The following is a 23,789-nucleotide window of genomic DNA, read 5'->3' on the forward strand; positions in this document are numbered from 1 at the left end:
GGCAGGGGCCGTGAACGGGCCCGGCGGTCCGGCGTGAAAGAAGCGTGAAAGTTGCCGCGGGCCGAAAAGTAACGGCTACCTGTCTTTGCGGCGTGGAGCCGCAGCGTAGTCCATTGCCGTCGCCTATAACGGATGGGCCTGCCAGGTTCCTTCCCATGACCCGCGCCCGTCTAGACCTGTTCGGCGGTTTCCAGCTCAGCTCCGCCGACGGCACGCCGATTCCGCTGACGGCGCGCAAGGCGCGCGCCGTGCTGGCCTACCTCGCACTGGCCCATGGCCGGGCCCAGCCGCGCGACAAGCTTGCCGCGCTGTGCTGGGCGGAAAGCAATGCAGAGCAGGCGCGCAGCAGCCTGCGACAGGCGCTGAGCGCGGCACGCCGCGCGCTCGACGAGGCGGGCACGCAGGGCCAGCACGTGCTCATGGCGGAAGGCGACTGCGTGATGCTGGGCGAGATTTCGGTCGACGTGTGCGAGTTCGAGCAGTGTGCCCGTGAAGCCACGCCGTCCTCTCTGGCACGGGCGGCGGACCTGTACCGTGGCGACTTGCTGGAAGGCTTTCATGCCGCGGCGCCGGCCTTCGACCACTGGCTGGCGATCGAGCGCGAGCGCCTGCGCGGCGTGGCGCTGGGCGCCCTGGCGAAGTTGCTTGGGCACCACGAACAGGCCGGCGCGACAGACCTTGCGATTGCCAGTGCCACGCGCCTGCTCGCGCTCGACCCGCTGCAGGAAGGCGTGCACCGGGCGCTGATCCGGCTCTATGAACGGCAGGGCAGGCAGGCCCTGGCACTCAAGCAATACCGGCTGTGCCGGGCAGCGTTGCAACGCGAGCTCGGTGTGTCGCCGGAGCCCGAGACCGATGCGCTGTACCAGGCCATCCTGCGCGCGCGGCGCGAGCCGGCGCCAGGCAGCCTGGGCGGTGACGACGGCGGCGGGCAAATTGCGGGACCGGATGCGATTTCACCCGCGGCCACGCTGACACCCGAGCCGCAACTGCGCCACGCGGTGGTACTGGTGGCAAGCCTGCAGGAGGGCGCCGGCGGCCCGCTGGAGCCCGAGCAACTGCACCAGGCGCTGAGCTGCTGGCGCCAGCAGGCCCGCGCCCTGGCGGGCGCCTGTGGCGGACACATTACCGATGAGATCGGCACCCGGCTGACCATCGTGTTCGGGGTCCCGGTGGCGCACGGCAACGACGCCGAGCGCGCGCTGCACACCGCCGGGGCGCTGCATGCAGCGTTGGCGCGAGTTGCCGGGGTGGCCGGGGCCGCCGAATCGCGGCTGCAGGCCCGCGTCGGCCTGGCAAGCGGGCAGGTGCTGGCGGCCTATGGCGACAGCGACATGACGCTGACCGGCGGCCCGGTCGGCGTGGCCCTGCAGGCAATGGAGGCTGCCGAGGCTGGCGGCACGATGGTGTCCAACCGGGTCTACCAGGCGCTGCCCGGGCGCCTGGTAGCCGATTGCGTGGCCCGCGCCGTGCTGCCCGGCGTAGCCGAGCCGATCCCGCTGTGGTGCGTGCGGCGTTTCCTTGGCGTGGAGCAGGCGCCGGCCGAGCATGCCTTCGTCGGCAGGCACGCGGAACTGGCGCAGCTGGCCGGGGTGGCCGACAGCTGCCTGCGCTCGGGCCATGGCCGCGTCGTACTGATCCGCGGCGAGGCCGGCATCGGCAAGAGCCGGCTGGCCGGGCGCTTTGTCGCGCTGGCGCGCGAACGCGGCCTGGAGGCGCACCGGATCCTGGTGCTCGACTTCGGCGCGGGCAGCGGCGGCGATCCCATGCGCATGCTCGCGCACAGACTGACGGGCGCCGCGCCGGGTCCCGACGTGAAAGGCAGTAACGTGGCTGCCATCGAAGGCACGCTCGCCGCCTGGCAACTTGCCGAGCAAGAGCTGATGTTCGTGCGCGACATGCTGGAGCTGCCGCAGTCCCCCGAGCACGCCGCCGCGCTGGCCGCGATGGATCCCGCCAGCAGGCAGCGCGGCGCGCAGCGGCTGATGGTGACGCTGGCCACCCGCCGCAGCGCCGCGCGAGCGCTGCTGATCGTGGTCGAAGACGTGCACTGGGCCGAGCGCACGGTGCTCGATTGCCTGGCGCAGCTGGCGGCCGCAACGCGCGGCCATGCGCTGGTCCTGGTGCTGACCGTGCGCCCCGAGCACGACCCGATCGATGCGGCCTGGCGCGCGACCAGCCAGGGCGCGCCGCTGACCACCATCGACCTCGGCCCGCTCGACGATGCCGAAGCGCACGAACTGGCCGCCTGCTACCGGCAGGTCGATCCGGCAGTCGCCGCTTCCTGCATCCGCCGGGCCGAAGGGAATCCGCTGTTCCTCGACCAACTGCTGCGCGGCGTCGAGGCGGGCGCGGAAGCTGGCACGGAAGAGCTGCCCGGGACGCTGCAGAGCATCGTGCTGGCGCGGCTGGACCGCTTCTCCAGCGCCGACCGGCAGGCGCTGCAGGCCGCTGCCGTGCTGGGCCAGCGCTTCAGCCCCGCCGCGCTGCGGCACCTGCTCCAGGATCCCGGCTATGCGTGCGAGCGCCTGGTCATGGCCGCCATGACACGGCCGGAAGGCGAGGACTACCTGTTCATGCACGCGCTGATCCATGAGGCGGTCTACGCATCGCTGCTCAAGTCGCGCCGCCAGAACCTGCACCGGCGCGCGGCCGCCTGGTACGAGGGCAGGGACCCCGCACTGATGGCCGAGCACCTGGATGCCGCGGGCGATCCCGGCGCGCCCGAGGCCTATGCCGCCGCGGCACGGCATGAGGCGGCGCACTTCCGCGGCGAGCGCGCGCTGCGCCTGGTCGAGCGCGCGCAGCGGCTGCCCAGCGACGATGACTGCAGGCAGGCGCTTGCCTGCCTGCACGGCGAGCTGGCGCTGGACCTGGGTCTGGCCGCGCAATCCCTGCAGGCGTTCCGGCAGGCCCAGCCACTTGCCAGCGTGCCGGCGCAGCAGGCCCGGGCATGGCAGGGCACGGCGGCTGCCTTGCGCCTGCTCGACCGCCATGAAGAGGCCCTGTCAGCGCTGCGCGAGGCCGAACAGGCCGCCGCCAAGCTGGGCCAGTCGGAGCGGCTGGCCGAGATCGAATCGCTGCGCGGCAACCTGTATTTCCCGATGGGAGACATGGACCGGTGCCTGGCCGCCCACCAGCGCGCCCTCGGCCATGCGCGCGCGGCCGGATCGGTGCTGGGCGAAGCGCGTGCGCTGGGCGGCCTCGGCGATGCCTACTACCAGCAAGGCCGCATGATTACCGCCCATCCGCATTTTGTCCGTTGCGTCGAGCTGGCGCGAACGCACGGCTTTGTCCGCATCGAATGTGCCAACCTGCCGATGGTGGGCGCGGTGGAGCTGTTCCTCAACCAGCTCGATGCGGCGCGGGCCCATTGCGAGGAAGGGCTGCGCCTGGCGCAGCGCATCGGCGATGCGCGCAGCGAGATGCTGGCCTACGACGTGATGACCTCGACCGCGCAGCTGGCCGGCGACTGGCCGCACGCCGAAGCGCACGCGCGGCTGGCCCTGGCGCTGACGCGCCGGCTGGGCGCGCGGCGCTTCGAGGCCGAGGTGTTGGCGCGGCTTGGCCTGGCGCTCGGCGCGCTTGGCCAGATGCAGGAAGCCGAGGCACTGCTCGACGAGGCGCTGCAACTGAGCCACGCCAGCGGGCTGCGCTACTCCGGCCCTACCGTGCTGGGGTTCCTGGCACGCACCACGCGCGATCCCGGCCGGCAGCTCCACGCCTTGCGGCAGGCCGAGGCGATCCTGGCGCAGGGCTGCGTGAGCCATTGCCACGTCGACCTGCTGGAAGCCGCGATCGACGTTTCCGTGTCGTTGCAGCACTGGCAGGAAGCGGATCGCTACCTCGCGGCGCTACAGGATTACATGCGGCCCGAGCCGTTTCCGTGGGGCGACTTCCTGATCCGCAGGGGCCGCGCGCTGGTCAGCGCCGGACAGGAAAAAGAAGGTAGCGGCACCCCGGCGCTTCGCGAAAACCTGCGCCAGCTCAGGGATGAAGCACATGCGGCCGGCCTGCACGCGTCCGTGGAGGCCATCGATGCCGCGCTGAAACGGCTGGCGGCAGGGCGCGGTTAGGCCGCCCCGGCAGCTATATTGTGATGGTGAGGGCGGTTTGCCACCTTGCCGGCCGGCAGTCCGAACCCTGACGACCTTCGTGCCGGGATGGACCGCAACTATGATTTAACATAACGATTATTATGCGTTTTTGTGCTGTAGCGGCAAAGTTGTAATGTCCGGATTTGGCAAAGTTCAAATGTCCGCCTGAGTGCTCCATTCGTGGTATTCAGCCTGCCCGGTTGAATGCAATGGAGACGCCAGAGGATGGCTAGACCCGAGGTCATTACAGTAAGCATGCAGGAATTAGACAGGCTCAAGACGGTCCAGGCCGTGATGGATGGCCAATTGCGGCCCGGCGTGGCCGCCGAACGGTTGGAGATCACCGACCGGCAGTTTCGGCGATTGCTGGAACGCTACAAGCAGGAAGGCCCATCCGGGCTGGTATCTCGCCGGCGCGGCCGACCCAGCAACAATCGCATGCCGGCGGATCGCGAATCCGTAGCTCTTGGCCTGATTCGCGAACACTACGCCGACTTCGGCCCGACCCTGGCCGCCGAGAAGCTGCGCGAGCGCCACGGGCTCACGCTGTCCAAGGAAACGATCCGCCGACTGATGACGGTGGCCGGCCTGTGGGTGCCGCGCAAACAGCGGCCGCCGAAGGTCTACCAGCCTCGTAACCGGCGCGCTTGCTATGGCGAACTGATCCAGATCGATGGCAGCGATCACCGCTGGTTTGAGGAGCGTGCCCCAGCCTGCACGCTGCTGGTGTACGTCGACGACGCCACCAGCCGGATCATGGAATTGCGCTTCACTCATGCGGAATCCACGTTCACATACTTTGCGGCGACGCGGGCCTATCTGGAGCGCCACGGCAAGCCGGTGGCGTTCTACAGCGACAAGGCCAGCGTTTTTCGGGTCAACAAGAAAGGAGCAACCAGCGGCGACGGCCACACCCAGTTTGCGCGGGCCTTGTTCGAGTTGAACATCGAAGGTATCTGCGCTAACAGCAGCCAGGCCAAGGGCCGCGTCGAACGCACGCACCTGACCTTGCAGGACCGCCTGGTCAAGGAGCTGCGCCTGCGCGGGATCAATACGATGGAGGCGGCCAATGCCTTCATGGTGGAGTTCATCGCCGACTATAACGCGCGCTTTGCCAAGGTGCCGCGCAATGAGCACAACGCCCATCGGCCGCTGCGATCGGATGAGAACCTGGATCTGATCTTCGCGTGGCGCGAGCCACGCTGTGTGTCAAAGAACCTGACGATTCAGTACGACAAGATGCTCTACCTGCTGACCGATACGCCAGAGCATCGGAAGCTGGCCGGTCGCTACATCGATGTCTATCACTACCCGGATGGCAGGATCGAGCCTCGGGCCAATGGCACAGCCCTACCCTACACCATCTACGACAAGCTGTCGGAAGTCGATCAAGGCGCGATCGTGGATAACAAGCGGCTGGGACACGTGCTGCAATTAGCGCAATACGTTCAGGAGAAGCGCGACAACACGCGGTCACTATCTGTGCCTGGCACTGAGGGAGCTCCCCGCAAACGAGGACGTCCGCCCGGCAAGAAGTCGCAGCGCTCGCTGGGCCAGAACGACATGCTGGAGGCGCTGCAGCGGTTGCAGAAGCAGTCGTGGCCGCTTAACGGAACGGAGAACTGATCTCAGCTTATTACTGGAACTCAAATTCGCTCCGCTGGCATGACAGCCCTCACCCTGAGCTGGATTCAATCGTGTCAGGCCAGCACCACCGCCCTACGGGACACCCAAAAACTGACCAAGCAAGTTGAAGACACACCGGACATTTTAACTTTGCTGGCGACCGGACATTTCAACTTTGCCTGGACATGTGCTGTAGCGGCAAAGTTGTAATGTCCGGTTCTAGCAAAGTTGAAATGTCCGCCTGAGGCGCCTGTCCATGGTATTCAGCCTGCCCGGTTGAATGCAATGGAGACGCCCGAGGATGGCTAGACCCGAGGTCATTACAGTAAGCATGCAGGAATTAGACAGGCTCAAGACAGTCCAGGCCGTGATGGATGGCCAATTGCGGCCCGGCGTGGCGGCCGAACGATTGGAGATCACCGACCGGCAGTTCCGGCGATTGCTGGAACGCTACAAGCAGGAAGGCCCATCGGGCTTGGTATCTCGCCGGCGCGGCCGACCTAGCAACAATCGCATGCCGGTGGATCGCGAATCCGTAGCGCTTGGCCTGATCCGCGAGCATTACGCCGACTTTGGCCCGACCCTGGCCGCCGAGAAACTGCGCGAGCGTCATGGGCTGACGCTGTCTAAGGAAACGATTCGCCGGCTGATGACGGTGGCCGGACTGTGGGTGCCACGCAAACAGCGGCCACCAAAGATCTACCAGCCACGCAACCGCCGCGCGTGCCTCGGTGAACTGATCCAGATCGACGGATGCGATCACCGGTGGTTCGAGGATCGCGCGCCGGCCTGCACGCTGCTGGTCTATGTCGACGACGCCACCAGCCGGATCATGGAGTTGCGCTTTACCCATTCGGAGGCCACCTTCACATACTTTGCCGCAACACGCGCCTACCTGGAGCGCCATGGCAAGCCGGTGGCGCTCTACAGCGACAAGGCGAGTGTCTTCCGGGTCAACAAACAAGGGGCGACCAGCGGCGACGGCCACACCCAGTTTGCCCGGGCCTTGTTCGAGCTGAACATTGAGGGCATTTGCGCCAACAGCAGCCAAGCCAAGGGCCGCGTCGAACGGACCCACCTGACGTTGCAGGATCGCCTGGTCAAGGAACTGCGCCTGCGCGGCATCAGCACCATGGAGGCCGCCAACGCCTTCATGTCGGAATTCATTGCGGATTACAACGCGCGCTTTGCCAAGGTACCGCGCAACAGCCATGATGCCCATCGACCACTGCGATCGGATGAAAACCTGGACCTAGTCTTTACCTGGCGCGAGCCGCGCTGCGTCTCCAAGAGCCTGACGATCCAGTACGACAAGATGCTCTACCTGCTGGCCGATACGCCAGAGCATCGGAAGCTTGCTGGGCGCTATATCGACGTCTATCACTATCCGGACGGTAGGATTGAGCCACGGGCGAATGGCGCTGCGCTGCCCTACACCATCTATGACCGACTGTCAGAAATCGATCAAGGCGCCATCGTCGATAACAAGCGACTCGGAGCCGTGTTGCAGATGGCGCAATTTGTCCAGGAGAAACGCGACAACACACGATCGCTCTCTTTGCCTGCCACGGAAGGCGTTGTCCGCAAGCGTGGACGACCACCAGGCAAGAAGTCGCAGCGCTCGCTGGATCAGAACGATATGTTGGAAGCGCTAAAACGCTTACAGCGGCAACCGTGGCCGCTTAACGGAACCGAGAACTGATTTCAGCTTGACACCTGGGAATTCAAATCCGCCCTGCTGGCATGACCGCCCCACCCTGATCACAACTCTGCCGCTTCAGGCCAGCACCACCGCCCGACGGGCACCCCAAAAACAGAACAAACAACGCTGAAATGACACCGGACAACCGGACATTTCAACTTTGCTGGCGCCCGGACATTTCAACTTTGCCTGGACATGTGTTGTTAGACCCAAATAGTAATGTCGTAGTTGAGCCAAATAGAAATGTCGTACCCCGTCCCGGAGCGTGCCAAGCTGGCGGCTTTGCCGTCTAGCCTGGAGCGCGATCATGGGACGACCCGACACGATTACCATGAGCATGCGGGAACTGGACCGCTGCAGGGTCATCCAGGCCGTCGTCGAAGACGGTCTGATGGTCTGGCGCGCCGCGGAGAGGCTCGGCATTTCGAAGCGCCAGGTCGGGTCGCCGCGCATAACGAAGAGGCAGTGATCGCCGGCTCGCTGCTATGCCTCTTGCACGCGGACTATCCGGCCGACCGGCTTACCATCATGCCCGTCAACGACCGATCCAGCGACTGTACGCGCGAAATCATCGATGACCTCGTGAAGCAGTACCCGGGACGCATCACACCGTTTCACCGTGCCGACGGCAAGCCCGGCAAGGCAGCCGCGCTCAAGGATGCCAGCGACGCCGTGGCCAGCGACATCATCGTCGTGTTCGACGCCGACTACCTTCCGCCGGTAAGCATGCTCAAGCAACTGGTGGCGCCGTTCTTCGACCCCGAAGTCGGCGCGACCATGGGCCGCGTCGTACCGTTGAACCTCGGTAGCAACCTGCTGACGCGGCTGCTCGATCTGGAGCGCTCCGGCGGCTATCAGGTCGACCAGCAGGCCCGCATGAACCTGAGCCTCGTCCCCCAGTATGGTGGCACCGTCGGCGGCGTCAGGATGCGGGCGTTACGCAGCGTCGGCGGCTGGCACGACGATGTACTGGCCGAAGACACCGACCTGACTTACCGGCTGCTGCTGGCCAACTGGAAGACTGTCTACCAGAACTGGTCGGAGTGCTATGAAGAAGTGCCCGAGACCTGGCCAGTGCGGGTGCGCCAGATCATGCGCTGGACCAAGGGCCACAACCAGGCGCTCTATCGGCACGGCTGGAAGATGGCCGTCTGCCGCAACCACGGTTTGTTCGAGAAGATCGACGGTGTGGCGCTGCTTGGCATCTACATGATGGCGCCGCTGATGTTGTTCGGCTGGCTGCTGGCCATCCTGCTGTACTACGCTGGTGGCCTGCCGCTGTTCGGTGAAGCGGTAATCCTGTTTGCGTTGATGTCGTACGGGACGCTGGGCAACTTTGCCGCCTTCTTCGAAATCGCCGCCGCCGTGTATCTGGACGGCAGCCGCGAGCGCATCCGCCTGCTGCCGATGAACTACTTCGGCTTCCTCGTCAGCATGCTGACCGTGTCGCGCGCCATTCTTGGTCAGCTCGCCTTCGACTATGTGCTCCGCCGCGAGTTGCGGTGGGACAAGACCACGCGTTATCGCCCAAGGAGCTGAACATGTGGGCCCTGCTGCTTGGCATCCTCACCATGCTGCTCTTCGGATTGCCGCTGATACCCGCAGTGCTTGAATGGCGACGCCGGCTCGATGTACGGCCGCTGGCAATCGATAGCGAACACACGCTGGATGTCGCGGCCGTCGCCGCGGACTTTCGTGCGATGGTCGGGCGGGGGGGGGCAAGGCAAGGCTTGCGTGGCCGACTTTACTCAGCCAACGCATTGCGGCCCCTGGTGCAGGTGACAGGCACCTTCATGCCCACGGCGGCGGAGGCGTTCATCGGCACTTGTGCGCGAACCATTGTCACCAGCGGCTCACTGGTGCTTCCTGACGGCTATACGTTTTCAAGGGACATCTACGGCCGGCGTGGCATCTCCACGGGCCGAAGGAATCGCATGCAGGTCCTGCTGTCCGAAGGCGAGATCCTGGTGCGCAGCGATAGCGAGGTGCAACGCTGGGCGCACGCCCGCACTGTCCATGTCGAGCCACGCTGCCGCTTGCTCGGACCGCTCTCCGCCCTCTACGCCATGCGGCTCGAAGAGGACTGCGAATTCACGTCTGTCAGCGCGGCGGAAATCGGTTTCGGCGGCCGTCACCTGGCCGCGCCGCCCGACATGGACGCCACCGCCCCACCCGGCGGAGACTGGGCGCATGAAGTGCTGAATCCCCCCTCCGAACCCTCGGACGGCCGCTGGCTGGTAACGCACGATATGACATTTCCCGCCGGCACCTTGTATCGCGGTGACCTTATCGTGCAAGGCGACTTGTGGATCGGCTCCGGCGCGCGCGTGATCGGCAGCGTCAAGGCAAACGGCCGCATCTGGCTAGGCTCGCGGGTGCGCATTGACGGCGCACTGATTGCCGGGGGCGCCATTTCCATTGCCCGCGAGTGTGCCATCGCCGGGCCGGTGGCTGCCGAGCGCGAGATTGAAGTGGGGGCGCGCAGCGTTATCGGGGCGGCGAACAAGCGCACCACCGTGGTGGCGCCGGTGCTCCGCGTACGGGTCGGTACGGTGGTCTATGGGGCGGCATGCGCCCCGGAGAAAGGACGAGTCCTGGCCGATGTGGCCACCCCATGAAACCTCCCCACCTGCCATGAAAACCCTCCTTGTCCTGCTCCTGGCCCTTGCCACATACGTCCACCGGCCGGCGGACGCGGTCGAGCTCACGCTGACAGACTACCAGCGTCCCGACGGGGCGATCACCACCTATTTCGCCGGCGACTCGGTCGATCCCTACTTCGCGGCCAAGGCACTGCTGGCCGCGCAGGACGCCGGCATGACCACCCGAATTGCTGCGACCCGCTGGATTGCATGGCTATTGCCGCGCCAGCAAGCCGATGGCCGCTTCGACCGCTATTGCGAGCGGGGCCAACGCTTCGTCTCCTGCCAGGAGGCCGACGCCGACGATGCGCTGATGGCCGCCTGGATGGAACTGCTGGTCCGCAGCGCGCCGCCCAAGGGCATGCCGCCGGCGTGGCAGGCCAGCTTCGACAAGGCCAGCCGCTACCTGGACAGGCTGCGCGACCCGGGCTCCGGCGTCTACCACATCTCCGCCAGGCTTCCGGTGGCCCTGCTGATGGACAACGTCGAAGTCTCAAGCGCCTTCAAGGCGGCCAGCCTCTATCGGCAGCGCCATGGAGACGCCGTGGGCGCCGCTGCCTGGCAGCGCAAGGCCGAGCAGCTGGACAAGGACATCCTGCGCGTGTTCTGGCGCGCTAGCCGCTACCTCGTCAGCACCCAGCCGCGCGAACAGTTCGAGTTCTATCCCGACGCCGTCGCGCAGATCTTCCCCATCCTGGGCGATATCCATCCCGCCGGCCGATCCCATGTCGTCGCTTACCAGTCGTGGATGAAAGAGAACCGCTGGGCCTGGTTGCAGATGTCAGAGGTTGATTTCCCCTGGGGACTGGTGGCCCTGGTAGCTGACCGGATGGGAGACAAGGATGCCATCACTTGCTGGCGCCTGCGTTCCATCCAGTTCCGCCATGGCAAGCACTGGAATGTGTTGGAAGAGGCGCTATACCTGGCATTCGAATCGCGCCTGACCCCTGAGCAGGCGATCGCTCCGCCTGCCCCGGGCCTGCGGTGTCGATGACTCACCCCGGACCAGACATGCAAGAAGGCGACAAAATGAGCCGGACTTTATCGACCGATCGCCGCGAGGCGGTGTATGGTGTGTCTGCAGCTTGCGGGCCGGAGGGTCCTGTCAGGCCCCTCCGGGCGACATCGATCAGAAAATCCACAGGATTCCCATGGCGAAACCCCCGGATACAAGAATTCACGGCGCCCAAGCCCTGCCCTTGATGGGCATGCTCGCACTGCTTGCCACCACCGATGTTCGCGCGCAGGCTGAAGCCACCCCTCCCCGGACCTTCGTGCCCTTGCTCACGGGTTTCATCGAAGGTGGTCTTGGGCACGCCAACCTCACTGGCGACAATTCCAGCTGGAACGACCAGTACCTGCGAGGCGGAGTCAACCTGACCCCGAAGGATTACGTGACTGGCGAAATCAGCCACCAGAGCCACTTTGGCGACCAGGGTACATTCTTCGGTCTGGGCTATACCCGCACCTTCAACGAGGACTGGTACGGCTTCCTGAGCGCCGGCACCAGCGCGGGCGGCTTCTTCCTGCCCGAGGTTCGGGTCGATGGCCTTATCTTCCGCAAGCTGCTCGAGAAGAAGAACCTGGTGGTCAACGCCGGTTTTACCTACTACCGCGCCAAGGAAGTCTATACCGACAAGACCTTGCTGCTCGGCCTGATCTACTATTTTGACGCGCCGTGGATCATCCAGCTTAACGCACGGCTCAATCGCAGCGATCCTGGCAATGTCCGCTCGAATCGCGGCATCGTCGCGGTAACTTACGGACGCGACAAGGACCAGTTCATCACCCTGAAATACGACGGCGGTAGTGAAGCCTATCAGCTCACCGGCGAGCAGGCCCTGCTGAGTGACTTCAACAGTCATGAAGTGTCGCTGACGTGGCGCAAATGGTTCACCAAGCGCTACGGCATCAACCTTCGAGCCATTTACTACGACAACCCGTCCTACACGCGCAAGCAAGCGGAAATCGGTGTCTTCGCGGAGTTCTAGCCATGGCACAACCTACCGGCCACACTGCAGCCACACACGACCAAAGCGACGCCCTCGGCCTGAGCATTCTCTGTCTGGCCAGGCATCGCTCGCTGGACCATCTGACGCTGTCCGTCACCTCCCTTGCGGCTATCCTGCTGGTGCCGGTGGCATTCAATTTGGGCGAATGGCTGCTGCGCGACCGTATCAGCGGGCTCTGGGCTGCCGTGCTGCGCTTCTGGGTTGACAAGCTCGGGATCGAAGGCAGCGTCATCGAACAACTGACGCGGGTAGCGTGGTTCGACTTCAACCTGCCCTACACCGATGTCGTGGCCCCTGCGCCGGACGTGCTGACCTGGTGTGTATCGCTGGTCGCCACGCTGGTTGTCTGCCTGATGGCGCTCCGGATACGCGACAAGTACCTGCCACTGCGGTACTTCCTGCTGTTCGCTGTGTTCATCCAGGCCACAGCACTGTTGTTTTTCGCGGTGGCGCCACAGAGTTTTCCGTACACTGCCAGCAGGTATGTGGACAACGGCGTCAAGACCTGCGCGAGCTTCCTGTTCCTGTTGCCATGGGGGCATGCGCTGGTCTACTACATCTTTGACTTCTCCTGGCCGAAGAAGATATTCCTGACGCTACTCACGCTTTTGTTCGTGGTGATCGCAGTGCCGATGCAGCTAGCGCTACACGTCTATCTGATGGTGACCTGTTCGCTGCTGATGATGCCGCTCCTGTCGTTTGTATTCGGGCCAACGATGCTGGTGTTCGGATGCATTGCGTTGTATGGCTGGGCGATGAGTTGGGAGAGGATCGAGCGGGCCGTATAAAGCGCGTGGCATCGTTACGATAACGTTGGCAGAAGCGCTTTAAGCAATGTCTTCCGGCCATCTACTCTGCATGGGCGGTACGAAATCGAATATCGCCTGAAACGGGCATCCGATGGCGATGCTGGGCTGCTGCGATGCAAACCTTGACCAGCCGGTTCTGCAGCGTGGCGTTCATTCGCTCGACCCGGCCTTGGCCGGGCTCCTGCACATCGCAACTCCTCCTCAACCTGCTTTCCGATGCCATCAAGTACAGGCGGGACCTTGGACCTAGCGAGATCGCACTTGGGCGGCGTGCCACTGTTGCCCGAATGCGTGAACTGAAAGCTGATTTCACATTATGGAATCCACGCCAGTTTTTCACAGCATTGCTTTTCGTTGCTTGAAAACCCGTTCCACATCGCAAAATTTACTTCCTATCTCATTGAAAAATAAAGAAAAACTAACTCTTATGTCTTATATAAGACCTTGCCGCAACGCATCAAGTACGCCCTACAATAAGTCCACGCTGCTTGCTTCGACATCCGTAGCGGCACACTCGACCATTTTTTCAAACGCTCCCTACCCCTAGGAAATTCACATGGCCCAGTATCAAGACGACATCAAGGCAGTTGCTGCTTTGAAAGAGAACAACGGCAGCGCGTGGAATGCCATCAATCCCGAGTATGCCGCCCGCATGCGTGCCCAGAACAAGTTCAAGACGGGCCTGGACATCGCCAAGTACACCGCCAAAATCATGCGCGCCGACATGGCCGCCTACGATGCGGACTCGTCCAAGTACACCCAGTCGCTGGGCTGCTGGCACGGCTTCATCGGCCAGCAGAAGATGATCTCCATCAAGAAGCACTTCAACAGCACCGAGCGCCGCTACCTGTACCTGTCCGGCTGGATGGTGGCCGCGCTGCGCTCCGAGTTCGGCCCGCTGCCGGACCAGTCGATGCACGAAAAGACCTCTGTCAGCGCGTTGATCCGCGAGCTGTACACCTTCCTGCGCCAGGCCGACGCCCGTGAACTGGGCGGCCTGTTCCGCGAGCTGGATGCTGCCCAAGGCGCTGCCAAGGCCGCCATCCAGGCGAAAATCGACAATCACGTCACCCACGTCGTGCCCATCATCGCCGACATCGACGCGGGTTTCGGCAACGCCGAAGCCACTTACCTGCTGGCCAAGCAGTTCATCGAAGCGGGTGCATGCTGCATCCAGATCGAGAACCAGGTGTCCGACGAGAAGCAATGCGGCCACCAGGATGGCAAAGTCACCGTGCCGCACGAGGACTTCCTGGCCAAGATCCGCGCCATCCGCTACGCCTTCCTGGAACTGGGCGTGGACGACGGCATCATCGTGGCCCGTACCGACTCGCTGGGTGCCGGCCTGACCAAGCAGATCGCCGTGACCCACACGCCGGGCGACCTGGGCGACCAATACAACTCCTTCCTCGATTGCGACGAACTGTCGGCCGACCAACTGGGCAACGGTGATGTCATCATCAAGCGCGACGGCAAGCTGCTGCGTCCCAAGCGCCTGCCGAGCAACCTGTTCCAGTTCCGCGCCGGCACGGGCGAAGCGCGCTGCGTGCTGGATTGCGTCACCGCCCTGCAGAACGGCGCCGACCTGCTGTGGATCGAAACCGAAAAGCCGCATATCGCCCAGATCGGCGGCATGGTCAGCGAGATTCGCAAGGTCATCCCGAACGCCAAGCTGGTTTACAACAACAGCCCGTCGTTCAACTGGACCCTGAACTTCCGCCAGCAGGCGTATGACGCGATGAAGGCCGCGGGCAAGGATGTGTCGGCCTACGATCGCAGCCAGCTGATGAGCGTGGAATACGATGACAGCGAACTGGCGAAGCTCGCCGACGAAAAGATCCGCACCTTCCAGGCAGACGCGTCGCGCGAAGCCGGCATTTTCCACCACCTCATCACGCTGCCGACCTACCACACCGCCGCACTGTCGACCGACAACCTGGCCAAGGAATACTTCGGCGACCAGGGCATGCTGGGTTATGTGGCTGGCGTGCAGCGCAAGGAAATCCGTCAGGGCATCGCCTGCGTCAAGCACCAGAACATGTCCGGCTCGGACATCGGTGACGACCACAAGGAGTATTTCAGCGGCGAAGCGGCCCTGAAAGCGGCGGGTAAAGACAACACCATGAACCAGTTCTGATACCAGTCATACCCCAGGCAAAACGCCAACCCATAACGGGTTGGCGTTTTTTTATCCGGCGATAACGCCGTGCGTGGGTTCTACCCCTGGGGCCATACAGGCGATTCCCTGTTTTCACAATACACAGGCCAAATCCTGTATTTTCAAGATACAGGCTACAACTTGTAAAACATCAAAACAGGCTATATCCTGTACATCATCAGCAACCCACGGCCTGCCATCCGGGACGGCAGGCGGCGCCATGCAATATCCCATCCATACCCTCACCCAGCTGCGGCCGATCCTGCAGGGCTTCAGGAAGTCCAGGGGCCTGACGCAGGCCGGGATGGCGGCTTACCTGGGCGTCCGGCAGCAGACCTACGCCGAGCTGGAAGCCAACCCCGCCGCGGCCAGCGTCGAGCGGCTGTTCAAGGCACTGCGCGTGCTCGGCGTGGAGATGGTGCTGTCCCCTGCCCCGGATACCCAGGTGTCCCAGGTGCCCCAGGTGCAGCCGGAACCTGTGCAAGAGACAAGTCCCGCCTCCCTGCCGGCAAGCAAGGCTGCCCGCAAGGCAACAACGGAACAGCCGAAAAAGCCCGCTGGCGGCAAGGCAAGCCGCGCCGCCCGCAAGAGCACCAGGCCACAGCGGGAGGATTGGTAGCCATGGCGCGCGGCACGCAGGCGAGGCGTCTCGATCTGTGGATGAACGGGTTGCCGGTGGGTCACTGGGAAACCACGCCCGCCGGCGACCGGCTGGCCTATCGCGAGGACTGGATTGCCGACCCGCAAGGCCGGCCGCTGTCCCTGTCATTACCCTTTACGCCGGGCAACCAGCCCCACCGCGGGCCGGTCGTCGCCAACTATTTCGACAACCTGCTGCCCGACAGCGATGCCATCAGGCGGCGCATCGCTGCCCGGTACCGGACCGGCGGGACCGACGCCTTCGCGCTGCTGGCCAAGCTCGGCCGCGACTGTGCCGGCGCCCTCCAGATGCTGCCGCCGCAGGAGGCACCGACGGCGTTGAAGCGCGTCCAGGGCCGCCCGCTGTCGGAGACCGAGATCGCCACCCTGCTGCATGAGGCCACGGCCGAGCCCGTGCTCGGGCTGCGCGAGCCCATCGATGACCTGCGCCTGTCCATCGCCGGCGCGCAGGAGAAGACCGCGCTGCTGCGCTGGGGCGGGCACTGGCTGTTGCCGCAAGGCAGTACGCCTACCACGCATATCTTCAAGCTGCCGATGGGACTGGTGGGCAATATGCGCGCCGACATGCGGACCTCGGTGGAAAACGAATGGATCTGCGCCAGGATCGTCGCCGCCTTTGGCCTGCCGGTCGCTGCCTGCGAGATCGCGCGCTTCGGGGATGTCAAGGCACTGGTGGTCGAACGCTTCGACCGCAAGCCTTCGGCCGACGGTTCCTGGCTGCTGCGCCTGCCGCAGGAAGACATGTGCCAGGCCACCGGGACGTCGGCATTGCAGAAGTACGAGTCGGACGGCGGGCCCGGCATCCAGCAGATCGCCGACATCCTCTCCGGCTCGCGCTCGGCGCTGGCCGATCGCCGCAACTTCTTCCTTGCGCAGATCGTCTTCTGGCTGCTTGCCGCCACCGATGGCCATGGCAAGAACTTCAGCATCAGCCATCTGCCGGGCAGCCGCTATGAGGCGACGCCGCTGTACGACATCCTGTCGGCGCATCCGATCATCGGCAGGGGCAAGAACCAGGTGGCGCCGCAACGGGCCCGGCTGGCGATGGCGTTGCACGGCAAGAATTCGCACTACGCCATCCAGGAGATCCAGCGGCGACACTGGTTTGCCCAGGGACAGCGCATCGGCTTCTCGCCCGACGACGTCGGGTCGATGCTCGACGAGGTCGTGTCGCAGACCGGCCGGGCCATCGACGCCGCCGCTTCCGCGCTGCCGCCGGAATTCCCCCTGGACCTGGCCGATGCGATCTTCGACGGCATGCGCCGGCAGCAGCGGCGCCTTGCTGCCTGAGGCTAGCGCCTGCGCGTGGACTGGTTCAGCGCCACGGCGGCGCGGACCAGTGTCTTCAGCGCTTTCTCGTCGATCTTGTCGCCTTCCTGGAAATCGATGGCGCGCCGGGTGTTGCCCTCCAGGCTGGCGTTGAACAGGCCGGCAGGATCGTCCAGCGCCGCACCCTTGGCGAAGGTCATCTTGACAACGTTCTTGTAGGTCTCGCCGGTGCAAATGATGCCGTCGTGCGACCAGACCGGGACGCCGCGCCATTTCCATTCCTCGACGACTTCGGGGTCGGCTTCCCTGACCAGCGCGCGCAGCCGGCCGAGCATCTGGCCGCGCCAGTCGCCGAGCTCGCGGATCCTGGCATCGATCAGCTCGGAAGCCGGAATGCTGTCCTGGCTGCTGTCCTGCGCTTCGCTCTTTTTCATGGCGGTTCTCCTCAAGCGGATACCGTGCCCGCGGCACATGGCTGGCCCTGCATTGTGCCGAAGCCGGCCCTGTATCGCCACCACCGCGCCACCACCGCCCTCACCTTGCCACGCCGCCCAAATCTGCCTCTAATAGTCTGAACAGGCGGGTCGGCATGACCCGGTCCGGTCAGGAGGCGAAATGCGCTGCACGCATTGCGGCTTCGCGAACCTTGCGGGCGCCAACTTCTGCGAGGAGTGCGGGGCAAGGCTTGCCCGCATTTGCCCACAGTGTGGCGCTGAAGCCACGCCAGCGGCCAAGTTCTGCCGCGCCTGCGGTGTTTCCCTCGGCGATACAGCCGCGCCGCGACCTGCGCCCCAACCCGCGCCCCAGCCGCCCCAGCCGCCCCGGCCGCCGGCGACCGCCCCCGTGCACTACACCCCGCCCCACCTCGCCGAGCGCATCCTGGCCGAACAGGCCGCGATGGAAGCCCGCGGCGAGGCCGCCGGCGAGCGCAAGACCATCACCGCCCTGTTCGCTGACATGGCCGGCTCGACCGCGCTGACGCAGGACATGGACCCGGAAGACTCGCGCCGCCTGATTGACCCGGTCGTGACGCTGATGATGGAGGCGGTCCACCACTACGAAGGCTATGTCGCCAAGTTCCTCGGCGACGGCATCCTGGCGCTGTTCGGCGCGCCGATCGCGCACGAGGACCATGCCCTGCGCGCGTTGTACGCCGCGCTGCGGATGCAGGGCGCGATGCATCGCCACAGCGACCGGGTCCGGCTGGAGCAAGGCATCCCGCTGCAGATCCGCATCGGCATCCATACCGGCGAGGTGGTGGTGCGATCGATCCGCAAGGACGACCTGCATACCGATTACGATCCGGTCGGCCACACTATCCACATTGCCTCGCGCATGGAAGGGATTGCCACCCCGGCATCGATCCTGGTCAGCGAATCCACACACAAGCTCGCCGAGGGCTATTTCGAGTTCACGGCGCTGGGCACCACCCATGTCAAGGGCGTGCGCGAGCCGCTGGCGGTGTACGAGGTGGTGGGCCTGGGCGCGTTGCGCACGCGGCTGCAGGTGGCGGCGCACCGCGGGCTGGCGCGCTTCGTCGGGCGCCAGCAGGAACTGGAGCATCTGAATGAGGCGCTGGAGCACGCCAAGGCGGGCAGCGGGCGCATTGTCGCCGTGGTCGGCGAAGCGGGCGTCGGCAAGTCGCGGTTGTTCCATGAGTTCAAGACCCGCTCGCAACAGGGCTGCCTGGCGCTGGAGACGTTCTCGGTCTCGCACGGCAAGGCTTTTGCCTACCTGCCGCTGATCGAACTGCTGAAGAACTACTTCCAGATCACCGCGCAGGACGGCGACCGCGCCTGCCGCGAGAAGGTGACGGGCCGGCTGCTGACGCTCGACCGTTCGCTGGAAGATAACCTGCCCTACCTGCTCTACCTGCTCGGCACCACCGAACCGGGTTCGCCGCTGCCGACCATGGATCCGTCGATCCGGCGCCAGCGCACCTTTGACGCGATCGCCCGGCTGCTGGTGCGCGAGAGCGTCAACCAGCCGCTGATGCTGATCTTCGAAGACCTGCAATGGCTCGACGGCGAGACCGAAGCCTTCCTCAACATGATGGTCGACCATGTGCCCGCCGCGCGCATGGTGCTGCTGGTCAACTACCGGCCCGAATACACCCATCGCTGGGACGCGGGGCCGCATTACTCGCAGCTGCGGCTGCAGCCGCTGGGCCCGGCCGAGGCGCAGGGCCTGTTGACCGCTTTGCTGGGCGACGACCAGAGCCTGGTGCCGCTGAAGCGGCTGATCCTCGACAAGACCGAAGGCAACCCGTTCTTCATGGAGGAAGTGGTCCAGACCCTGTCCGAGGAAGGCGCGCTGCTGGGCCAGCCCGGCTGCTACCGCATCGAGCAGGCGCCGGCCCTGCTCCATATCCCGACCACGGTCCAGGGCGTGCTGGCCGCGCGTATCGACCGGCTGCCGCTGGCGCAGAAAGAACTGCTGCAGACGCTGGCGGTGATCGGCAAGGAATTCCCGCAAAGCCTGGTGCTGCGCGTGGCGGGGCTCGAGGACGACAGGCTGCATCCGCTGCTGGCCGACCTACAGGCCGCGGACTTCATCCATGAACGCCCGGCATTCCCGGAGGTCGAGTACGTCTTCAAGCACGCGCTGACCCAGGAAGTCGCGGGCAACTCGCTGCTGACCGAACGCCGCAGCGCCTTGCATGAAGCCACGGCGCGGGCGATCGAAGACTTGTTCCAGGGCCGGCTCAAGGACTATTGCAGCGAGCTGGCGCACCACTACAGCCTCAGCGGCAATGTGCCCAAGGCGGTCGAATACCTGCACTGCGCCGGCCAGCAGGCGCTGCAGCGCTCGGCGCAGGCCGAGGCGATCCGGCACCTGAGCGCCGCCATCGAGCTGCTCAAGCGCCAGCCCGATACCGCCGAGCGCGCGCGCCAGGAACTGACGCTGCTGCTGACGCTGGGGCCGGCGCTGATGGCCGCGCGCGGGCAGGCGTCGCAGGAAGTCGAGGCCAACTACCGGCGCGCGCTGGCGCTGTGCGAACAGGGCCGTCAGACCCCCTACGTCTTTTCCGCGCAGCTCGGCCTGTGGGCCTTCTACCAGCTGCGCGCGCAGTACCAGGTGGCGCTGCCGCTGGGCAAGCGGCTGCTCGGCCTGGCGCTGCAGTCGCAGCGGCCCAAGCAACTGGCCGAAGGCCATCGCGTGCTGGGCGCCACGCTGTTCCGGCTGGGCAAGCTCGACGCCGCGCGCTCGCATATGGAGACGGTGATCGGCCTGCCCCACCCCGATTCGCAGGCTTACGACTTCCTGATGGGCTACGGGCGCGATCCGGCCGTGCACGCGACCAGCACGCTGGGCTGGATCCTGTGGTACCTCGGCTGTCCCGACCATGCCCGCGCGCTGTGCCAGGAAGCACTGGTGATGGCGCGCGCGCGGCCCGATGCCTACAACCTGGCGCTGTGCCTGGTCTTCGCCGCGGAAGTGCACCAGTGCCGGCGCGAAGCGAAGCTGGCACGCGAGTATGCGGAGGCAGCAATCGCGATTTCGGGCGAACAGGGTTTCCCGATCTACCTCGCGTGGGGAACCGTCGTGCAAGGCTGGGCGATGGCCGAACTTGGCGAGGCCGAGGCGGGGATCGCCCGGATCCGCCATGGCCTGGCTTCCTACGAGGGCACCGGCGCCGTGCTCGGCACGCCCAACCTGCTGTCGCTGCTGGCCGATGCCTGTTGCAAGGCCGGACAGCCGGAAGCCGCGCAGGAAGCGATAGCGCGCGGGCTGGCGCTGGCGGAAAAGACCGGCGAGCGGCTGGACGAAGCCACGCTGTGGCGGCTGCGCGGCGACATGCTGTGCCGGATGCAGCCGCCCGGACTCGATGAAGCGGAAGCCTGCTTCCACCGGGCGCTCGGCATCGCCGGCGAGCAAGGCGCCCGGCTGCTGGCGCTGCGCGCCGCGCGCAGCCTGGCCAGGCTGTGGCGCGCGCAAGGCAAGGCCGAAATGGCGCGCGAGACGCTGGCCCGGTACCTGGCCCCGCTGACCGAAGGCGCCGACACCGCCGACCAGCAGGAGGCCGCAGCGTTGCTGGCGCAGCTGGAAGGCGAAGTATCCGGCACTGCCAGCGACACCACAACCCCTGTGCGCCAATGACTCCGCTCCAGGCCCGCCAGCTCGAGGACCGCTTCCATGCCGTGTGGACGCGCGCGGGCGGCGCGCATGCGCGCGACGCCTATGCCGACCTTGCCGGCCGCTATGGCGAGCCGGGCCGCCATTACCACACCCTCGACCACATCCGCCGCTGCCTGCGCGACCTGGACTGGGCACGCAGCACCATCGACACGGCCGATGCCGATGCGGTGGAACTGGCGCTGTGGTGCCATGACGTGATCTATGTGCCCGGTGCGACCGACAACGAGGCGCGCAGCGCCGGCTGGATCCGGCAATGGGGGACCGGCATGGCCACGGCCGGCCGGATCGCCGCACTGGTGCTGGAAACCGTCCACGACGGCATTCCTGCCAGCACGGCGGGCCGCTTTACCGCGGATATCGACCTGGCCGCGCTGGGCTGCGGCCGGAGGCGCTTCCGCCATAACGGCGCCTGCCTGCGCGCCGAGCGCACCGACCTCGACGACCAGGCCTACGACGCCGCCGAGCGTGCCTTCCTGCGCGCGCTGCTGGACAGCCCGCGCATCTTCCACACCGAGCTGTTCCACGCGCGCTACGAGGCGCGCGCGCGCGGCAACCTGGCGTGGCGGCTGGCGCAGCCGGGCCCTCCCGGCGTCACAGGAATTCGCCGCTGATGTCGATGCTGGAGCGCCGGCCGACGCTGTCGTAGTGCTGCGCCAGCCAGGCCGTGGCCTGCGCCCTGCCCTGGTCGCGCAATGCGCACAGGAAGCCCCAGTCGGCGTTGTACTTGGTCGACACGCCGAGCGCCGCCATGGTTTCGTCGGAGCGGATCGAGTGGATCCACATCTCCTTCATCTCGCGCCCGTCCACCTTGCCCTGCTGGATCAGCGACGTGACAAAGGCAATGGCGCGCATCTCGCGCATCAGCGATGAGTTGAAGCTGAGTTCATTGACGCGGTTGAGGATATCCGCCGCCGAGGTCGGCACGCCGCGGCGCACGATGGGGTTGATATGGACGATGACCACGTCGCGGGTCTGGCAGTGGTAGATCAGCGGAAAGATCGCCGGGTTGCCGACATAGCCGCCGTCCCAGTAGTACTGGCCATCGATGCACACCGCCTGGAACAGCGTGGGAACGCAGGCTGACGCCAGCACGGCATCGATGCTCAGTTCCTCCGGCGGGAAGATGCGTATGCGGCCGGTCTCGATATTGGTCGCGCACAGGTAGAGCTGGATCGGGCAATGCTCGCGCAGCGCGGCGAAGTCCACCTGTGTGCCGAGCACTTCGCGCAGCGGGTTCAGGTTGTTGGGATTGAACTGGTACGGCGATAGCAGGCGCAGCGCAATGTCGGCCATGGCGTACAGGGGCGAATGGTTCAGCCCCAGCGTATGGCCGGTCTTGAACCAGGGCATCCAGCGGAACGGGCTGTAGCGCTGGGCCGAGTTCGAGATCGCCAGCCAGAAGGAGTGCAAGGCCTCGCGCGCGCCGGCGCTGCCGCCTTGCAGCAGCCCATAGGCCAGCACCGCGCCGTTCATGGCGCCGGCGCTGGTGGCGCTGACGCCTTCGATCACCAGCCTGCCGTCCTCCAGCAGGCGGTCGAGCACGCCCCAGGTGAAGGCGCCGTGCATGCCGCCGCCCTGCAGGGCAAGCGACACGGGTTTGTGGTCTGGCTGGTCCGGCTGCATCCGAGGCTCCCTCCCTGGCGCGCCATGCGGGTGTGCCAGGCTCCGTGCTGCGGGCGGTGATCCGTATCAATCCAGTGTAGGGAATAAGCCGTTTTCCGGCAGCCCGGCGCGTGGCCTGGCGCGTGGCCTGACGGGCGGACCGATGGCGCGCTTGCCGCTGGTGCCATGCCCGGACATCCGTCACGCGCCGGCGCCGGCCATCACCACGTGCGCCTGCATCGGGCCGGAGACCGGACCGTCCCCATATGCCGCCACCAACGCCCGTGCGCACGCCTCGGTCGCCCGCGCCAGCGCGTCGGGACCGCGCCGCTCCAGGTCCGCGCGCAGCGGCGTGCCCTGGCAGTACGCCACCGCGGGGATGCGGGCGTCATCGGCGCGGCTGGTGGCGGTGACGGTCTCGAACAGCGGCGGCGCGGTAAAGCCGCCCTGGCGCAAGTCCTGCTCGATCGCCACCTGGCTGTGATAGCCGTGTGGCGTGCGCACCATGAAATCCGGCGGCGATTCGGGGAACAGGCGCGCCAGCGCCGCCGTGACATCGCGGGCAAAGGCGTTGAATTCGATCCGGTCCCAAACGTTGAACGCCAGCGTCCCGCCCGGCACCAGCACGCGGCGCGCCTCGGCGAAGGCCTTGGCCTTGTCCGGGAAGAACATCACGCCGAACTGGCAAGCCACCAGGTCGAAGCTGGCATCGCCGAACGGCAGCGCCATCGCGTCGGCCTCCCGCCAGGTCACGGGGCGCTCCGTGCCCTCGGCCTGGGCCCGCGCCAGCATCGGCGCATTGAGGTCGGTGGCGACGATGATGGCGTCGGGCGCGAGCCGGCGCGCCAGTTCGCGCGTGAGCACGCCGGTGCCGGCAGCCAGTTCCAGCACCCGGCGCGGTTGCAGCGCGGCGATGCGTTCGGCCAGGTCGGCGGCATAGGGCGCAAAGATCATCGGCACCATCATCGACGCGTATACGTCGGGGATCGCACCCGCAAAAATGTGGTCGAAATCCGGGTGGTCGGCATTCGGCAAAGCCATTGGAAGTCCCCTTGCCCGGCGCGCTGGAAGC

General features: G+C 65.7%; 16 protein-coding genes and 1 pseudogene. 14 read left to right on the forward strand and 3 right to left on the reverse strand.

The genetic code is table 11. The features are described 5' to 3' along the window. The first annotated feature begins 155 nt into the window (after nt 1-155). The 12 genes and pseudogenes from AC5WJ1_RS08115 to AC5WJ1_RS08170 all read left to right on the forward strand — a co-directional run bounded on the left by AC5WJ1_RS08115 (nt 156) and on the right by AC5WJ1_RS08170 (nt 16,996). Entirely contained in the window at nt 156-4,076 is a 3,921-nt protein-coding gene (locus AC5WJ1_RS08115; RefSeq protein WP_494476509.1) for an ATP-binding protein, read from the forward strand. Between the two features lie 246 nt (nt 4,077-4,322). Next, nucleotides 4,323-5,723: an ISNCY family transposase gene (locus AC5WJ1_RS08120; RefSeq protein ID WP_479947548.1), complete on the forward strand. Its 1,401-nt coding sequence runs from the start codon at nt 4,323-4,325 to the stop codon at nt 5,721-5,723. 301 nt (nt 5,724-6,024) lie between these two features. Continuing rightward, entirely contained in the window at nt 6,025-7,425 is a 1,401-nt protein-coding gene (locus tag AC5WJ1_RS08125; RefSeq protein ID WP_494476510.1) for an ISNCY family transposase, read from the forward strand. Between the two features lie 307 nt (nt 7,426-7,732). Then, nucleotides 7,733-7,894: a hypothetical protein gene (locus tag AC5WJ1_RS08130; protein WP_494476553.1), complete on the forward strand. Its 162-nt coding sequence runs from the start codon at nt 7,733-7,735 to the stop codon at nt 7,892-7,894. Then, a pseudogene (locus AC5WJ1_RS08135) lies at nt 7,867-8,964 on the forward strand (glycosyltransferase family 2 protein); the annotation flags it as partial. The gene AC5WJ1_RS08130 and the pseudogene AC5WJ1_RS08135, both read left to right, overlap by 28 nt. Before the next feature lie 2 nt (nt 8,965-8,966). Further along, nucleotides 8,967-10,043: a bactofilin family protein gene (locus tag AC5WJ1_RS08140; RefSeq protein WP_434032683.1), complete on the forward strand. Its 1,077-nt coding sequence runs from the start codon at nt 8,967-8,969 to the stop codon at nt 10,041-10,043. Nucleotides 10,044-10,059: 16 nt separating this feature from the next. Further along, complete coding sequence (locus AC5WJ1_RS08145) at nt 10,060-11,061, forward strand: prenyltransferase/squalene oxidase repeat-containing protein (protein WP_240745971.1); 1,002 nt, start codon at nt 10,060-10,062, stop codon at nt 11,059-11,061. Nucleotides 11,062-11,218: 157 nt separating this feature from the next. Continuing rightward, the gene (locus AC5WJ1_RS08150; protein ID WP_494476511.1) at nt 11,219-12,058 is read left to right on the forward strand and encodes a YaiO family outer membrane beta-barrel protein; all 840 of its coding nucleotides are present in this window, start codon (nt 11,219-11,221) and stop codon (nt 12,056-12,058) included. 2 nt (nt 12,059-12,060) lie between these two features. Further along, entirely contained in the window at nt 12,061-12,867 is an 807-nt protein-coding gene (locus tag AC5WJ1_RS08155) for a hypothetical protein (RefSeq protein ID WP_135705251.1), read from the forward strand. A gap of 577 nt (nt 12,868-13,444) precedes the next feature. Continuing rightward, entirely contained in the window at nt 13,445-15,025 is a 1,581-nt protein-coding gene (locus tag AC5WJ1_RS08160) for an isocitrate lyase (protein ID WP_133096146.1), read from the forward strand. Between the two features lie 241 nt (nt 15,026-15,266). Then, complete coding sequence (locus AC5WJ1_RS08165; protein ID WP_494476512.1) at nt 15,267-15,665, forward strand: helix-turn-helix transcriptional regulator; 399 nt, start codon at nt 15,267-15,269, stop codon at nt 15,663-15,665. 2 nt (nt 15,666-15,667) lie between these two features. Further along, nucleotides 15,668-16,996, forward strand: coding sequence for a type II toxin-antitoxin system HipA family toxin (locus AC5WJ1_RS08170; protein WP_494476513.1), 1,329 nt, complete (start codon nt 15,668-15,670; stop codon nt 16,994-16,996). A gap of 2 nt (nt 16,997-16,998) precedes the next feature. On the opposite strand, the gene AC5WJ1_RS08175 is transcribed toward AC5WJ1_RS08170, so the two are convergent. Continuing rightward, nucleotides 16,999-17,409: a DUF1801 domain-containing protein gene (locus tag AC5WJ1_RS08175; RefSeq protein ID WP_135705255.1), complete on the reverse strand. Its 411-nt coding sequence runs from the start codon at nt 17,407-17,409 to the stop codon at nt 16,999-17,001. Nucleotides 17,410-17,590: 181 nt separating this feature from the next. Between AC5WJ1_RS08175 and AC5WJ1_RS08180 the strand changes: the two genes are divergently transcribed. Next, entirely contained in the window at nt 17,591-21,076 is a 3,486-nt protein-coding gene (locus tag AC5WJ1_RS08180; protein WP_494476514.1) for an adenylate/guanylate cyclase domain-containing protein, read from the forward strand. Beyond that, nucleotides 21,073-21,726, forward strand: a complete 654-nt coding sequence (locus tag AC5WJ1_RS08185; RefSeq protein ID WP_434032682.1) for an HD domain-containing protein — start codon at nt 21,073-21,075, stop codon at nt 21,724-21,726. Before AC5WJ1_RS08180 ends, AC5WJ1_RS08185 begins: the two co-directional genes overlap by 4 nt. Here the strand turns inward: AC5WJ1_RS08185 and AC5WJ1_RS08190 are convergent. Both AC5WJ1_RS08190 and AC5WJ1_RS08195 read right to left on the reverse strand, forming a co-directional pair. Next, nucleotides 21,707-22,738 (reverse strand): patatin-like phospholipase family protein, encoded by a 1,032-nt coding sequence (locus tag AC5WJ1_RS08190; RefSeq protein ID WP_133096152.1) that lies wholly within the window; start codon nt 22,736-22,738, stop codon nt 21,707-21,709. The two genes, AC5WJ1_RS08185 and AC5WJ1_RS08190, sit on opposite strands and share 20 nt — an antisense overlap. Before the next feature lie 180 nt (nt 22,739-22,918). Continuing rightward, complete coding sequence (locus tag AC5WJ1_RS08195; protein ID WP_135705258.1) at nt 22,919-23,758, reverse strand: class I SAM-dependent methyltransferase; 840 nt, start codon at nt 23,756-23,758, stop codon at nt 22,919-22,921. Nucleotides 23,759-23,789 lie beyond the last annotated feature (31 nt).

The organism is Cupriavidus sp. MEYA8 (genome assembly GCF_059278825.1).